Annotated in this window: 12 protein-coding genes and 1 pseudogene; 10 read left to right on the top strand and 3 right to left on the bottom strand. The window is 76.1% G+C overall.

What is annotated here, in order from left to right; translation table 11 throughout:
• Positions 1-3: 3 nt before the first annotated feature.
• Positions 4-156, bottom strand: a pseudogene (locus tag OOK41_RS24555) (3-oxoacyl-ACP reductase); the annotation flags it as partial.
• Between the two features lie 49 nt (positions 157-205).
• On the bottom strand, positions 206-448 hold the full coding sequence (locus tag OOK41_RS24560) for an acyl carrier protein (RefSeq protein ID WP_117669509.1): 243 nt from the start codon (positions 446-448) through the stop codon (positions 206-208).
• Positions 449-692: 244 nt separating this feature from the next.
• Between OOK41_RS24560 and pseB the strand changes: the two genes are divergently transcribed.
• From pseB to OOK41_RS24590, 6 genes are read left to right on the top strand one after another with little or no spacing between them, the layout of a single operon-like run.
• Entirely contained in the window at positions 693-1,676 is a 984-nt protein-coding gene (pseB, locus tag OOK41_RS24565) for a UDP-N-acetylglucosamine 4,6-dehydratase (inverting) (RefSeq protein WP_117669510.1), read from the top strand.
• A gap of 5 nt (positions 1,677-1,681) precedes the next feature.
• Positions 1,682-2,830 (top strand): DegT/DnrJ/EryC1/StrS aminotransferase family protein, encoded by a 1,149-nt coding sequence (locus OOK41_RS24570; RefSeq protein WP_266267966.1) that lies wholly within the window; start codon positions 1,682-1,684, stop codon positions 2,828-2,830.
• A gap of 14 nt (positions 2,831-2,844) precedes the next feature.
• Complete coding sequence (locus OOK41_RS24575) at positions 2,845-3,681, top strand: hypothetical protein (RefSeq protein ID WP_117669511.1); 837 nt, start codon at positions 2,845-2,847, stop codon at positions 3,679-3,681.
• On the top strand, positions 3,678-5,573 hold the full coding sequence (locus tag OOK41_RS24580) for a class I SAM-dependent methyltransferase (RefSeq protein WP_266266857.1): 1,896 nt from the start codon (positions 3,678-3,680) through the stop codon (positions 5,571-5,573). The genes OOK41_RS24575 and OOK41_RS24580 overlap by 4 nt, the downstream gene beginning before the upstream one ends.
• On the top strand, positions 5,570-6,301 hold the full coding sequence (locus OOK41_RS24585) for a glycosyltransferase family protein (RefSeq protein WP_266266858.1): 732 nt from the start codon (positions 5,570-5,572) through the stop codon (positions 6,299-6,301). The genes OOK41_RS24580 and OOK41_RS24585 overlap by 4 nt, the downstream gene beginning before the upstream one ends.
• On the top strand, positions 6,298-7,398 hold the full coding sequence (locus OOK41_RS24590) for a PseG/SpsG family protein (protein ID WP_266267967.1): 1,101 nt from the start codon (positions 6,298-6,300) through the stop codon (positions 7,396-7,398). The genes OOK41_RS24585 and OOK41_RS24590 overlap by 4 nt, the downstream gene beginning before the upstream one ends.
• 62 nt (positions 7,399-7,460) lie before the next feature.
• Here OOK41_RS24590 and OOK41_RS24595 read toward each other — a convergent pair whose 3' ends face one another.
• The gene (locus tag OOK41_RS24595) at positions 7,461-9,467 is read right to left on the bottom strand and encodes a hypothetical protein (RefSeq protein WP_266266859.1); all 2,007 of its coding nucleotides are present in this window, start codon (positions 9,465-9,467) and stop codon (positions 7,461-7,463) included.
• 170 nt (positions 9,468-9,637) lie between these two features.
• Here OOK41_RS24595 and OOK41_RS24600 point away from each other — a divergent pair, with 170 nt between their 5' ends.
• The 4 genes from OOK41_RS24600 (at position 9,638) to OOK41_RS24615 (ending at position 14,685) form a co-directional block, all read left to right on the top strand.
• Positions 9,638-10,273 (top strand): alpha-ketoglutarate-dependent dioxygenase AlkB, encoded by a 636-nt coding sequence (locus tag OOK41_RS24600; protein WP_117669515.1) that lies wholly within the window; start codon positions 9,638-9,640, stop codon positions 10,271-10,273.
• 311 nt (positions 10,274-10,584) lie between these two features.
• Positions 10,585-12,120 (top strand): glycosyltransferase family 39 protein, encoded by a 1,536-nt coding sequence (locus OOK41_RS24605; protein WP_266266860.1) that lies wholly within the window; start codon positions 10,585-10,587, stop codon positions 12,118-12,120.
• Positions 12,062-13,330 (top strand): glycosyltransferase family 2 protein, encoded by a 1,269-nt coding sequence (locus tag OOK41_RS24610; RefSeq protein WP_266266861.1) that lies wholly within the window; start codon positions 12,062-12,064, stop codon positions 13,328-13,330. The genes OOK41_RS24605 and OOK41_RS24610 overlap by 59 nt, the downstream gene beginning before the upstream one ends.
• 65 nt (positions 13,331-13,395) lie before the next feature.
• Positions 13,396-14,685 carry a uracil-xanthine permease family protein gene (locus tag OOK41_RS24615; RefSeq protein WP_266266862.1) on the top strand — a complete coding sequence of 430 codons (1,290 nt, stop codon included), beginning with the start codon at positions 13,396-13,398 and terminating at the stop codon, positions 14,683-14,685.
• Positions 14,686-14,764: the final 79 nt, after the last annotated feature.

A 14,764-nucleotide genomic window follows, 5' to 3' on the forward strand; every position in this document is an offset into this window, starting at 1 on the left:
GGCGGGGTCGGCGACGTCGCCGTGCACGGCCAGGTGCGGCCCGCCGGGCAGGGCGGCGGCGACCTCGTCGGCGGAGCCGGGCAGCCGCCCGTGCACGGCGGCGAGCCGGCGGGCCACCGCCCGGCCGATGCCCCGGCTGGACCCGGTCACCAGCACGTGCCGGGGCGGCCGGTCCTCGGCGGGGACCGGCCCGGCCCCGGCCGGGTCAGTCGGTGAGGACGACACCGTGCTTCTCCAGGATCTGCCGCGCCCGCTCGAACGAGCTGAGGTCGATCACCTCGTCGGTGTCCAGCATGACCCCGAACTCGTCCTCGATCGCGGCCACCAGCGACATGTGCGCGAGGGAGTCCCACTGCTCGACACCGCGGTATTCCAGGCTGTTCACCTGGACGCCATCCGGCAGTTCCAGTGCCGTCCGAAAAACGACACCGAGCCCTTCCAGATCCACCGTTTCTTCCTCCGTCTTTCGTCGGCACCAGAGCGGTGCCCGGCGAGCATAGCCGAAGATCCGGAGGCGGTCGCGGGGCCGTGAGGTGCTCGGAAACTGTTTCCCGGCAGGGCGTTCGGCATTCACCGGCTGCGCCTGGCGAGTTCACCGGGCGGCGTCAGGGAGTTAACCCGCCGCGCCTAGCGTCTCGATCCGACCGCTGGCCGAGGTCTGCGCCAAAAACCACTCACCACGGGAGCACCAATTGAGCGAACTGAATGGTTCGTCCATTCTGATCACCGGCGGGACGGGTTCCTTCGGCCGGGCCTTCCTGCGCCACGTCCTCACCACGGCCGACCCGGCCCGGGTGGTGGTGTTCTCCCGCGACGAGCTGAAGCAGTACGAGCTGCGCCAGCAACTCGGCGACGACCCGCGGCTGCGCTGGTTCATCGGTGACATCCGGGACCGGCACCGGCTCACCCGGGCGATGCACGGGGTGGACCACGTGGTGCACGCCGCCGCACTCAAGCAGGTGGACACCGCCGAGTACAACCCCTCGGAGTTCATCGCCACCAACATCACCGGCTCGCAGCACGTCGTCGACGCGGCGATCGAGGCCGGGGTACGGAAGGTCATCGCGCTCTCCACCGACAAGGCGTCCAGCCCGATCAACCTGTACGGGGCCACCAAGCTGGTCGGCGACAAGCTGTTCGTCTCGGCCAACCACTACGCCGCCCACCACCCCACCCGTTTCTCCGTGGTGCGCTACGGCAACGTGGTGGGCAGCCGCGGCTCGGTGGTCCCGCTGTTCCGCCGGCTCGCCGCCGAGGGCAAGAGCCTGCCGGTCACCGACAAGCGGATGACCCGGTTCTGGATCACCCTGGACCAGGCCGTGCAGTTCGTGCTGGACTCGTTCGACCAGATGCAGGGCGGGGAACTGTTCGTCCCACGCATTCCGAGCATGCGGATCCTCGACCTGGTCGAGGCGGTCGCCCCGGACGCCACCACCCACGAGATCGGCATTCGGCCCGGCGAGAAGCTGCACGAGGAGATGATCGCCCCGGACGACAGCCGGCGGACCCTGCGCACCCCGGACCGGTTCATCGTCCAGCCGACCATCGCCACCTGGGGCTACCAGCCGCCGGCGCACTGCGAGCCGGTGCCGGACGGCTTCGCGTACCAGTCGGACGGCAACGACGAGTGGCTCGGCGTAGAGCAGCTTCGCGACATGCTCGGCATCGCCGCGTGATGGCGATGCTCCCGTACGGGCGGCAGTCCGTCACCGACGACGACGTCGCCGCCGTGGTCGCCGCCCTGCGCAGCGACTGGCTCACCACCGGCCCGCAGGTCGACGCGTTCGAGGCCGACCTCGCCGGCTGGACCGGCGGGGCCGGCTGCGCGGCCGTGTCCAACGGCACCGCCGCCCTGCACGTGGCGTACGCGGCGGCCGGGGTCGGCCCGGGCGACGAGGTGGTGGTGCCGCCGACGACCTTCGTGGCCACCGCGAGCACCGCCGTCGCCCTCGGCGCGCGGGTCGTCTTCGCCGACGTCGAGCCGGAGACGTACACGCTGGACCCGGCGGCGGTCGCCGCCGCGCTCACCGACCGGACGAAGGCGGTCACGGCGGTCGACTACGCCGGCCATCCGGCCGACTACGACGCGCTGCGCGCGGCCCTGGGCGGCCACGACGCGCTGCTGCTCGCCGACGCCGCCCACTCCATCGGCGCCGCCTACCACGGCCGGCCGGTGGGGTCGCTGGCCGACCTGACCACGTTCTCGTTCTTCCCGACCAAGAACCTGACCACCGCCGAGGGCGGCGCGGTCGCGGCCGTGAGCCCGGCGCTGCTGGAGCGGGCCCGTCGGTTCCGCAACCACGGCCTGGTACGCGACCGCGCCGGGCAGCGCTGGCCGGACGAGGGCGGCTGGCACCAGGAGGTGCACGAGTTCGGGCTGAACTACCGGCTGCCCGACGTGCTCTGCGCGCTGGGCCGCAGCCAGCTACGCCGGCTCGGCGACTTCCTCGACCGCCGCGCCCGGCTGGTCGCCCGGTACGACGAGGCCCTGGCCGACCTGCCCGGCGTCTCGGTCCCCGGCCGGCGGGCCTGGGCGGACCCGGCCTGGCACCTGTACCCGGTCCGGGTGCGCGAGGGCCGTCGCCGCGCCGTGTACGACGCGATGCGGGCCGCCGGGATCGGCGTGCAGGTCAACTACCTCCCGGCGCATTGGCACCCGGCCTTCGCCGACCTGGGCTACCGGCGCGGCTCCTGCCCGGTCGCCGAGGCGTTCTACGCCGAGCAGCTCTCCCTGCCGCTCTTTCCCGACCTGGGCGACGCCGACCAGGACCGGGTGGTCGACGCCCTGGCCGCCGCCCTGCACGCCGCCCCGGCGCGCGCCGCCGCCTGAGGGGAGCCGACCGGATGCACCACGCGAACCACTTCTACGGCCACGCGCACGTACTGGCCCGCTACTGCGGGCTCGGCGACGGGCACCCGCCGCGGATCAACGGGTACCTGCAACACGGCTGGAACATCGGCGACGGGCTCGCCCCCGGCCACCCGTACGTCGAGGGCACGCCGAGCCTGCTGTGGTCGGAGCAGACCCGGCGGCGGGCCTGGTCGGTGGGGCGGCGCAACGTCGTGGTGACCGGCGCGCCCTTCGGCTACCTGCTGTCGCTGCGCCCCGAGGAGCCGCCGGCGCAGGAGCGGGAGGGCACCATCTGGTACCCGTTCCACGGCTGGGAGGGCCAGCACGTACGCGGCGACCACCGGGAGCTGATCGCCCGGATCCTGGACACCGAGCCCGGACCCGTCACCGTCTGCCTCTACTGGCACGAGCACCGGATGCGCCGGGTACGCCGGCTCTACGAGCGGGCCGGGTTCCGGGTGATCTGCCACGGCTACCGGGGCCACTGGTGGTCCGACACCGACCCGCTGTTCCTCGACAGGCAGCTCACCGAGCTGCGCCGGCACCGCCGGGTGGCGTCCAACCGGCTGACCAGCGCGATCTTCTACGGAATCGCGGCCGGCTGCGAGCCCGCCGTCTACGGCGACCCGATGATCCTCGCCGACGAGGACCCGACGTTCGGCGGCACCGCCCGCATCCGCCGGCAGTGGCCGGAACTGCACGGCGAGTCGGTGCACCTGCCGACCGCCGTCGAGATCGCCCGCGCCGAACTCGGCACCGACCACCGTTGCACGCCGGCCGAGCTGCGCGAGCTGCTGGGTTGGGCGAACCTCCAGGAGGAAACCCGTTGACCACTGAGACCCCGCCCCGGATCGCCCTGCCCGGCGGGGAGATGCTGGCCTGGTCGGACCTGCCCGAGCGGCGGCTGCCCGACGGCGGCCCGCTGGTGGCGCTCGTCGCGCGGCTGGTGCCGGCCGGCGCGCGGGTGCTGCTCGCCGGCCCGCACGACCCCGCCCTGCTCGACCGGCTGGCCCACGCCGAGGTGACCTGGCTGCTGCGCAGCCTGCCGGACGGGGTGGCGCTGGCCGAGCGGGCCGGCGGTCGGTCGGTCGGCGTGCTGGTCGGCGGCCCGGGCGGGCTGCCCACCGGCAAGACGTTCGACGTGGTGGTGGCCGCCTCGGGGCTGGACGCCGTGGAGTCGGTGGAGGGGCCCCGAATCGGCTGGGACGGGCTGCTGGAGCGGCTGGTGGGCGTGCTCGCCCCGGGCGGGACCCTGCTGCTGCGGCTGGACAACCCGGCCGGGCTGACCCGGATGGTCTCCGCCACCCCCTGGTACGCCGGGCGCGGCGACGCCGAGTGGGCGGTCGGCGGGGCGCTGGACGTCGGCCGCCCGGCCAACCTGGACCAGCTCCGGGGCCGGCTGGCCGGGGTCGGGCTGCGCCCGGGCGGCTGCTTCGCCGCGTACCCGGACGCGGCGGCGCCGACGGCGCTGGTCGACGTCGCCGCGCTGGACGGGCGGCCCACCAGCGGGCTGCTCGACGCGATGCTGCACGGCGCGTGCGCCGGCGGTCACGCCGGCCGGCCGGTGCTCCAGGACCCGGCCCGGCTGGCGGTCGACGCGCTGCACTCCGGCCTGGCCGGCGCGCTCGCGCCGGGCTGGCTGGCGCTGGCCCACCGGGCCCCCGCCGACGCCGGCCGGCCGGCCGGGCCCGGACCGGCCGAACCGGCCGAACCGGCTGAACCGGGCGGGCCGGGCGGGCTGCCGGTGGCGCTGGCGCAGACCGGGCCACCCGGGCTCGGCGTGGTGGAGGTGACGGCGGCGACGGACGGCTGGCGGTGGCGGGTCGCGGACCCGGTCGAGCCGGCGGCCGGCGCCCCGTTCGCCACCCGCGAGGCGGCCTGGCGGGACCCGGCCGCCCACACCGGCCCGGTGCCCGAGGGGCGGCTGCTGCGCACCGTACTGCTCGACGCCTGCCTGCGCCGCGACCTGGACACCCTGCGCCGGCTGCTGCGCGGCTACGCCGACTGGCTCGCCGGGCACGCCGACGCCGCCGGCCGGCTCGCCGGGGCGACCGCCCTGGCCAGCCCCGACAACGTGGTGGTCGCCGACACCGACGTGGTGGTCGCCGGCGCGGCCCCGGCCTTCGCGGTGCTCGACGCGAGTTGGCGGGCCAGCGACCCGTGGCCCGTCGACGTGACGCTGGCCCGGGGCCTGTGGCGATTCGCCGCCGCCCTGGCCACCGGCGGATACGCCCACCCGTGGTCGTCCACCCTCGACGTGGCCGGGCTGACCGTGGTGCTCGCCGGGGCGGCCGGCCACGACCTGGACCGGGCGACGGTGGCGGCGGCCGTGGACGCGGAGGCGGCGGTCGCCGCCGCGCTGCGCGGGCTGGACGGGGCCGCCCGCACCGCGCTCGCCGACGAGCTGCGCGCGGTCGAACCGACCGCGCCACCGCCCGGGTCGGACAGCCACCAGCAGCTACGCGAGGCGTGGCTGCGCCAGCGGGCCGAGCTGACCCGGTTGCAGGCCCTGATGCGCTGGACCGAGGACCTGCTCACCTCGCGGGAGCGGGCGCTGCGCCGGGCCGACGCCACCATCAACCTGCTCAGCGGGTCGCTCAGCTACCGGGTCGGCCGGCTGGCCGTCACCCCGGCCCGGCTGGCCAGGCGGGGGGCCCGCGCGGCGAGACGGCGGGCCGCGGACGCGCTGCGGCCACGACCCACCGGGGAGGAGCAGCGGTGACCCGGATCGTGGGGATCGTGCAGGCCCGGATGGGCTCGTCGCGGCTGCCCGGGAAGGTGCTCCGGCTGCTGGCCGGGCGCTCGGTGCTCGGCCGGGTGGTACGGGCCGCCACCGACGGCGGGGTGCTGGCCGACCTGGTCGTGGCCACCAGCACCGACACGGTCGACGACGCGGTGGCCGCCGAGTGCGCGCGGCTCGGCGTGGCCTGCCACCGGGGGGCCGTGGACGACGTGCTCGACCGGTTCGCCGGGGCGCTGGCGGCGCACCCCGCAGACGCGGTCATGCGGTTCACCGCGGACTGTCCGCTGCTGGACCCGGAGGTCGTCCGGCTGGTCGCCGACGTGTACCGGGCCGTGCCCGGGCTGGACTACGCCAGCACCTCGATCGCCCGTACCCTGCCGCGCGGGCTGGACGTGGAGATCATCCGGGCCGACACGCTACGTACGCTGCACCGGATCGCCACCGACCACCACCGGGTGCACGTAACCTCGTACGCGTACACCCACCCGGAGCTGTTCCGGGTGCTCGGGGTGACGCTCACCCCGGACCGGTCGGCCCTGCGGCTCACCCTCGACACCGAGGAGGACTGGGCGCTGGTTCGGGCGGTGACCGACCACTTCGGCGACGTCAGCGTCCCGCTGGCCAAGCTCGCCGACTGGCTGGACGGCCAACCGGCCCTGCGCGCCCTGAACGCCTCGGTACGGCAGAAGCGGCTGGAGGAGTCCTGAGCACGGTACGCGTCGGGGTGCGCTGCGACGCCGGCCCGACCCGGGGGGTCGGGCACCTGGTGCGCTGCCTCGCCCTGGCCGAGGAGTTCCTCGCCCGGGGCGCCCGGGTCGAGTTCTTCGGCACGGTCGAGGGGGTCGGCTGGGCGCGGCGGCAGCTCGCCGACCGGGGCGTCCCGCTGCACCCCGGCCCCGAACGCCCCGAGGACCTGGTGGCGGCGGCGCGCCGGCACGATCTGGACGTGCTGGTGCTCGACTCGTACGAGCTGGACCCGGCCGGGGCGGGGGCGCTGCGGGCGGCGGGGGTCGTCACCCTCGCGGTCGTCGACGGCGACACCCGGGGGCAGGACGCCGACGTGTACCTGGACCAGAACCTGGGGGCGACGCACGGGGCGCTGCCCGGCCGGCTGCTCGCCGGGACGGCGTACCCCCTGCTGCGTGACGCCGTGGTGGCCGCGCGGCCGGCGGCGCCGCGCCCGCCGACGCCGGCCGGCCGGCCCCGGGTGCTCGCCTTCTTCGGCGGCACCGACGCGTTCGGGGCTGCGCCGGTGCTGGCCCGGGTGCTGCTCGCCACCGGCCACCCGATGGACCTGACGGTGGTCGTCGGCCGCGCCGACGTGGAGGCGGAGCTGGCGGCGCTGATCCCGGGCCGGGGGCAGGCACTACGGCCCATCCCGCCCACCGACGACCTGCCCGCCCTGATCACCGCCGCCGACCTGGTGGTCAGCGCGGCCGGCACGTCCACCTGGGAGCTGTGCTGCCTGGGCGCGCCCGCGGCCCTGGTCTGCGTGGTGGACAACCAGCGCGAGTCGTACCACCGGGTGGTGGCCGAGGGAATCGTGGCCGGCCTGGGCGAGCTGCCCGCGCTGGCCGCCGCCGGCCTGCCCGGACGGGCGGCGCGGGCCGACGCCGCGCGGACCCTGCGCGCCCTGCTGGCCTCCCCGGAGCGCCGGGCCGCCCTGGCCGCCCGCGCCTGGTCCACCGTGGACGGCCACGGCCGCTCCCGCGTAGCCGACACCCTCCTGGCCCTCCTCCCCTCCCCTCCCACCCCACCATCCCGCGTTGATCAAGAGGTTTGCGTCAGGAAACCGGCCTGGTGATGACACACAGCTCTTGATCACCTGAGCCACCGGGGCGGAGCAACGGGGGTGGGGTGGGTGGGTCAGTGCAGGGTTTGGGTGGTTACCCGGGGGCGCAGGTCGGGGCGGGCGGCGAGCAGGTCCTCGACGATCCGTGCGGCGGCCGGGTCGGCGGCGACGAACCGGACCGGGCCGGGCACCGCCTCGACCAGGGCCGCGGAGCGCGCCGGTTCGGACAGCGGAAGCTGGTACACCGCCGGCCCGGACGCCCCCGCCGTGCCCTGCAGGGTCGACAGGAACAGGGTGGCCAGGTAGCCCTCGCGCCGGTGTGTGCTGACCACGACGGTGACCGCGCCGGGGCGCGGCGGCGCCTGGGCCAGGGCCCGCGCGGTCACGTCGGCCGGACGCGGCCGGTCCAGCAGCCCGCTCCACCAGGCCGCCGACCAGGTGGTGGTCCGGTCGCCGAACGGCTGGGCGAAGATCCCGGTGCCCCGGGGCAGGCCGGCCAGCCCGGCGCAGGCCGCCACCACCGCCGCCGCGACCAGGAACCGCGCCGGCCGGTCGAGCCGGTGCCACCGCCGGCCGGGCCGCCCGCCGGCACCGGCCCGCCCCGCCGCTGCGGCACCGGCCCGTCCGGGGGGCCGTCGCCATCCGGCCGGCAGCAGCAGGGTCAGCGCGCCCGCGCCGACGAGCAGCACCGCCAGCAGCAGGTGCAGGGTCTTGCCGTAGTAGTAGCGGGGGTCGGTGCCCAGCGCCCGGAAGTAGATCAGGAAACCGGCCGCGAAGGCCACGGCCGCGCCGAGCGCGCCGGCGTAACGCCGCCACACCGGCAGCCGCAGCCCGCCGCCGGCCAGGCCGGCCGCGACCAGGCCGCCGAGCGCCAGGAACGCGTCGTAGCGGGGGAAGACGCCCCCGCCGGTGGCCACGTTGTCCACCTGGTCGGTGTGCAGCAGGCCGCCGACGGCGGGCAGCGGGGTCAGCGCGACGGTCGCCAGCGCCACCGCCGCCAGCAGCAGCGGGTGGTGGCGCAGCCGGCCCCGGTCGCGGACCAGCCAGGCCAGCACCAGCGCCGCCACCACCGGAAGGAACATCAGGTACGCGAAGCCGACCGCGACGCAGAGCGCCCCGACGACGCACAACTGGGTACGGGTGCGGGCCAGCGGACGGCAGGTCACCGCCACCAGCACCACCGTCGCGGCCAGCCCGACGCTCTCGCCCGGGTAGCCGTAGACGACGAAGCGGGCCAGCTCGGAGCCGAGGCAGGCGGCGGTCACCGCGCCGGTCAGGGCCAGCGTCCCGGGCAGGTCGAGCCACCGGCCGGCGAGCCGCAGGGCGGCCCAGAGCACGGCCAGGACCAGCGCCGCCCACGCCCCGATCGCCCAGCCGAGGTAGTGGTCCAGGGCGGTCACCGGGTCCGCGGGGGCACCGGAGCGCAGGAAGCCGTCCAGCAGCGCCGCCGTGAGGTGGAAGCCCTGCGGGTACCAGACCATCGCCTCCGGCGTGGTCCGGGCCGCCGCCTGCGGATCGGTGAAGAGGTAGCCGCCCACCGCCCCGATGCCCTGCACCGCGGCCAGGTGCCGGCTGTTGTCCTCGCCGGTCATCGCGTACGCGAGCCGCCCGGCGAGGTCGCCGGCGCGCAGGTAGGGCCCGGCCATGGCCAGCGCGGCCAGCACCGCCGCCCCGACCGCCAGCAGGTCGGCGGCCTCCGGGCGGGGCAGCCGGGGCCGTCGGCCGGTCGCCGCCGCCACCCCGAGCAGCCCGGTCAGCGCCGCGCCGGCCACCGGCACCGGATGCAGGCCCCACGGCCAGGCCGAGATGAGCAGCCCGGCGGCGCAGACCGCGCCGAACAGCAACGCGCCGGCCAGCACCAGCCGGTCCAGCAGCGTACGGCCGGCCCGCAGCAGCCCGGCGGCCAGCCCGAACACCACCACCGGCAGCACCCCGGCGGCGCCGACGGCGTACGCCAGCAGTGGCCCCAGCCACGCGAGTGCCAGCCACCCGGCCAGCCGCAGGGCGGGCCGGGCCGGCCGACGGGGCGGGGCGGCCCCCTCCGGCGCGGCGGCCGGGGCGGTGGTGAGCTGGCTCGGCACGGACGGTCTCCTCGCGGCGCCGGTGGTGCCCGGCCGGTGCCGGACGGAGCGGACCCACGCTAGGGCCGTTCCGGCGACGGACGGCGACGGACACGTGTGCCGCAGGTGACCGGCAGGTGACGGGACGCCACACTCGTACGGGTGTACGAACGCACCGCTAGGATGGGAGCATGTCCGGTGCCGCCTACCAGCCGTCCATGCTCGACCTCACCGCCGACGGGCCCGCGCTCGGCCCGCTCGCCGGGCGGCTGCGCCGGCACCGGCTCGACCGGGGCGCGTGGGTGGACCACCTGCCCGGCTGGGTCCTCGGCTCCGACCGGGTGCTGGACACCCTGCTCGCCGAGGTGCCGTGGCGGGCCGAGCGCCGCACGATGTACGACGCCGAGGTCGCCGTGCCCCGGCTGCTCTGCTGGTACGCCGCCCACCGGCCGCTCCCCCATCCGGTGCTCACCGCCGCGCGGGCCGCCCTGACCGCGCACTACGCGCCCGAGTTGGGCGAGCCGTTCGTGACCGCGGGAATGTGCCTCTACCGCGACGGGCGGGACAGCGTCGCCTGGCACGGCGACACCCAGGGCCGCTCCGCGCACACCGACACCATGGTGGCCATCGTGTCGTTCGGCTCGCCCCGGCCGCTGCTGCTGCGCCCGCGCGGGGGCGGCGCGAGCCTGCGCTTCCCGCTCGGGCACGGCGACCTGGTGGTGATGGGCGGCTCCTGCCAGCGCACCTGGGAGCACGCGATCCCGAAGACCAGCCGGCCCGTCGGGCCCCGGGTCAGCGTCCAGTTCCGCCCCGCCGGCGTCGCCTGAACCGCCGGCCGCGTCCGACGCCGTCGCGCCGGGTCCGCCCGGTGCCGCCCGGGTCCGCCCGCGCGCGGCCGGGCCCGGTGCCCACGTCGCCAGGTCCGCCGGCCGGACAGGGAGCGGAGAGTACCGGGTCGGTCCCGCCGTGGCGACCGTTCGGGCCAGGGGTCGCAGGGCCCGCGCGTTCCGCCGGCGCCCGGGCCGGTGGGGCGGACCAGAAACGTAACGTGGTCGCCCGGTTGCGAGTAACCATGGGCGTCCCGGGCCGTGCTAGCTTGGCCGCGTTCGTTACTCTCCGCATTTCTCTGGAGCTTTTCGTGCTCGTTGGACGCCCGACCGCGCGGCGGGTGGGAGCCGCCCGCGCCCTCGCCGCCCTGCTGCGTCGCCACGTCGGGCTGGTCCTCCTGCTGGCCGCGGGGATCGCACTGCGCGTCACGGCCATGGTCGCCTACGCGCCGGCGCTGTGGTTCCAGGGCGACTCGGGCAGCTACGTCCGGATGTCTGGGGAGTGGCCCGCCATGCCCCCGCGCTGGACGTTCCCGTGGCTGCTCAAGGGCTTCGAGTGGACGGGAACCTTCGCCTCGGTGGTGGCGCTCCAGCACGTCGCCGGGGTCGCCCTGGGCGTCGCGGCGTACCTGCTGCTGCGCCGCCGCCTCGGGGTGGGGCCGTGGGTCGCCGCGCTGGCCACCGCGCCGGTGCTGCTCGACGCCACCCAGCTGACGCTGGAGCAGTACCTGCTCACCGAGACCCTCTTCATCACCACGCTGGCCGTCGCGGCGCTGCTGCTGGTCCGGCGGGAGCGGCCCGGGCCGCTCGCCGCGCTGGGCGCCGGGGTGGCGGTCGCCCTGGGCATGGCCACCCGCCCCACGGGCGTGGTCGCCGTCGGCGCGCTGCTGCTGTTCCTCCTGCTGCCCTGGCGCGGCTGGCGGGCCCCGACCGCGTACCTGCTGGGCATCGTCGCCGTGTTCGGGACGGCCTTCGCCGCCACCGGCACGGTCAAGGAGGCGTTCGGCGCGGAGGGCGGGAAGTTCCTGTACGGACGCACCGCGCAGATAGCCGACTGTGACCGGCTGGAGCTGCGCGCCGGGCTGCGCAAGCTCTGCCCGACACAGCCGCTGGGCCAGCGACCCGACCGGCCGGACTGGTTCATCTGGAACCGGGCCAGCCCGATCCACGCCGCCGAGCGGCCGGCGGACCTCGACGAGTTCGCCCGCGAGGTGCTCCGGCAGCAGCCGGGCGACTACCTGGCCGCCGTGGCGTCCGACACCGGCCGCTACTTCTGGCCGAGCCGGCTCGGCCCGACCGAGGCGTGCCTGGCCAGTCTGTGGCGCCCGCAGCCCGCCCCGACCGACTGGGCGGCCGACTACGACTGCGTGCCGCGCACCGCCGGTGACGGCTACCAGTGGCAGCCCGCGCCGTCGCGGGACGTCGAGCCCAACGCGGCCAGCCGGTTCCTGCACGCCTACGGCCGGCACGCCGTCACCCCGCCGCCAGCCGTGGCCGCCATGGTCCTGCTCGCGCTGGTCGGGGCGGCGTGGCCGCGCCGGGGCGGGCTGCGGCTGACCATGGTGGCGCTGCTGTACGCGGGGATCGGCGTCGGGATCATGGTCTTCTCGGTCGCCACCTCGATGTTCGACCTCCGCTACGGGCTGCCGGCGCTGGCGTTCCTGCCGATCGCCGCAGCGGCCGGCTGGCAGCGGCTGCGGTCGACCCCCACCCGGCCGGAGCGGCGCACGCCGGCCGACCGCGAGCCGGACCGGCTCGCACCCACCACGGCAGAGAGCAACGGGAAGCATGACGAACGAACGGGAGATCGAGGTCACGGTGCTGCTGCCGTGCCTCAACGAGGCTGAGACCCTGCAGACCTGCGTCCGCAAGGCGCTGCGTTCGCTGGACGAGTGCGGCGTCGTCGGCGAGGTGCTGGTCTCCGACAACGGCTCCACCGACGGCTCGCAGGAACTCGCCGAGCGGGCCGGCGCCCGGGTGGTGCACGCCCCGATCCGGGGCTACGGGGGCGCCCTGCTCAACGGCATCGACCAGGCCCGCGGGCGGTACGTCATCATGGCCGACGCCGACGACTCGTACGCGCTGTCGGACCTCGGCCCGTTCATCGCGAAGCTGCGCGCCGGGCACGACGTGGTGATGGGCAACCGGTTCCGGGGCGGGATCGCCCCCGGCGCCATGCCGCCCCTGCACCGTTGGCTGGGCAACCCGGTGCTGAGCTGGCTCGGGCGGCTGCTGTTCGGGCTGTCCGGCGTACGGGACTTCCACTGCGGCATGCGCGGCTTCAACGCCGAGCGGATCCGTGCCCTCGGCCTCTGCATGCCGGGCATGGAGTTCGCCTCCGAGCTGGTGGTGCGCGCCGCGCTGGCCGGGTACGACATCGTCGAGGTGCCGACCACCCTGTCGCCCGACGGCCGGTCCCGCCCGCCGCACCTGCGCACCTGGCGGGACGGCTGGCGGCACCTGCGCTTCCTGCTGGTGTTCGCCCCGCGCAAGACCCTGATCCGACCGGGCGGGGCGCTGGCCCTGCTCGGGCTGGTCGGCGTGGGGGCGCTCACCCCCGGCCCGCTGGCCCTCGGCCCGGTCCGGTTCGACGTCGCCTCCCTGGTCTACGCCTGCCTGATGGTGCTGGTCGGGGCGCAGCTCGTGCTCTTCGGCGGCCTCGCCGAGATCTACGGACGGCAGGAAGGACTGGTCCCGCCGCGCGCCGCCGACCGGTGGGTCCGCCTGCTGCGGCTGGAGACCAGCGCCACCGTCGGCCTGCTGCTGCTCGCCGCGGGCGGCGCCGGCACCGGCGCGGCCGTCTGGCACTGGGGGCTGGACGGGTTCGGCGACCTGAACCCGCTCGCGACCCTCCGGGTGGTGCTGCCGTCGGCCACCGCCATCGCGCTCGGCGTGGTGGTGCTCTTCTCCGGGCTGGTCGGCAGCCTGCTCACGCTCCGCCCGACGCACCCGGCGCCGACCACCGTGCGGCAGCGCCGCCGGGATCCGGCGCTGCCCGCCACCGGCCGCCCCGACCAGCCCGACACCGCCCCGGATCCGGTGCTCGCCGGTGACTGACCCGGGCCGGTCCCGACGGCGGACAGCGCACCGCCGGGGCCGGCGCGCCCGCGGCCACCGGGCGGGTGCCCTGCGGATACGCCGTCCGGCCGGCGGTCCACCCCGACGAGCGGCTCTCCTGGCCGCGTACCCTCGGGGTCGGCGTGCAGCACGTGGTGGCGATGTTCGGTGCCACCTTCACCGTGCCGCTGATCACCGGTTTCCCGCCGGCCACCACCCTGTTCTTCTCCGGCATCGGCACCCTGCTCTTCCTGCTGCTCACCGGCAACCGGCTGCCGTCGTACCTGGGTTCGTCGTTCGCCTTCATCGCCCCGGTGCTGGCCGCGAAGGCCGGCGGTGACATCGGCCCCGCGCTCGGCGGGATCGTGGTCGCCGGCGTCGCGCTGGCCGTGGTCGGCCTGGTCGTGCAGCTCGCCGGGGCACGCTGGATCGACGCGCTGATGCCGCCGGTGGTCACCGGCGCGATCGTCGCCCTGATCGGGCTGAACCTCGCCCCGGTGGCCTGGGACGGCGGCGGCAGCGGCACCGGCGTCAAGGCGCAGCCACTGATCGCGGTGATCACCCTGGTGGCGATCCTGCTCGCCACGGTGGCGTTCCGGGGCTTCCTGGCCCGGCTGTCCATCCTGCTCGGCGTGGTGGTCGGCTGGCTGCTCGCCGCCGCCCTCGGCGACCTGGACCCGAAGGCCGTCGACACCCTGCGCGAGGCGGCCTGGGTCGGCCTGCCCGACTTCCACGCGCCGCAGTTCAGCCTGCGCGCGGTCGTGCTGGTGATCCCGGTGATCCTGGTGCTGATCGCGGAGAACGCCGGACACGTCAAGGCGGTCGCCGCGATGACCGGCCGCAACCTGGACCGGGACATGGGCCGGGCGTTCCTCGGCGACGGCCTGGCCACCGTGCTCGCCGGCTCCGGCGGCGGCTCCGGCACCACCACGTACGCGGAGAACATCGGCGTGATGGCGGCGACCCGGGTGTACTCGACCGCCGCGTACTGGGTGGCCGGGGTGGCGGCGGTGCTGCTCGGGCTCAGCCCCAAGTTCGGCGCGCTGATCCTCACCGTGCCGGCCGGGGTGCTCGGCGGCGCGACCACCGCCCTGTACGGCCTGATCGCCGTCCTCGGCGCCCGGATCTGGATCGAGAGCCGGGTCGACTTCCACGACCCGGTCAACCTGATGACCGCCGCCGTGGCCCTCATCGTCGGCGCGGCGAACTACACCCTCACCGCCGGCGACCTCTCGTTCAACGGCATCGCCCTCGGCACCGCCGCCGCCCTGGTCATCTACCACGGCATGCGCCTGATCGCCCGCCTCCGCGGCACCACCCCGCAGCCCCGCCAAGCCCCCGAACCCGAACTCTGACCCCACCCGTGACCGGCCGCGCGCCACCCCCACAAGCAAAGTTGATCAAGAGGTTCGCGTCGCCCGGGAACGCCGGGCC

It is taken from the genome of Micromonospora sp. NBC_01655 (assembly GCF_026339755.1).
Classification (GTDB): Bacteria; Actinomycetota; Actinomycetes; order Mycobacteriales; family Micromonosporaceae; genus Micromonospora.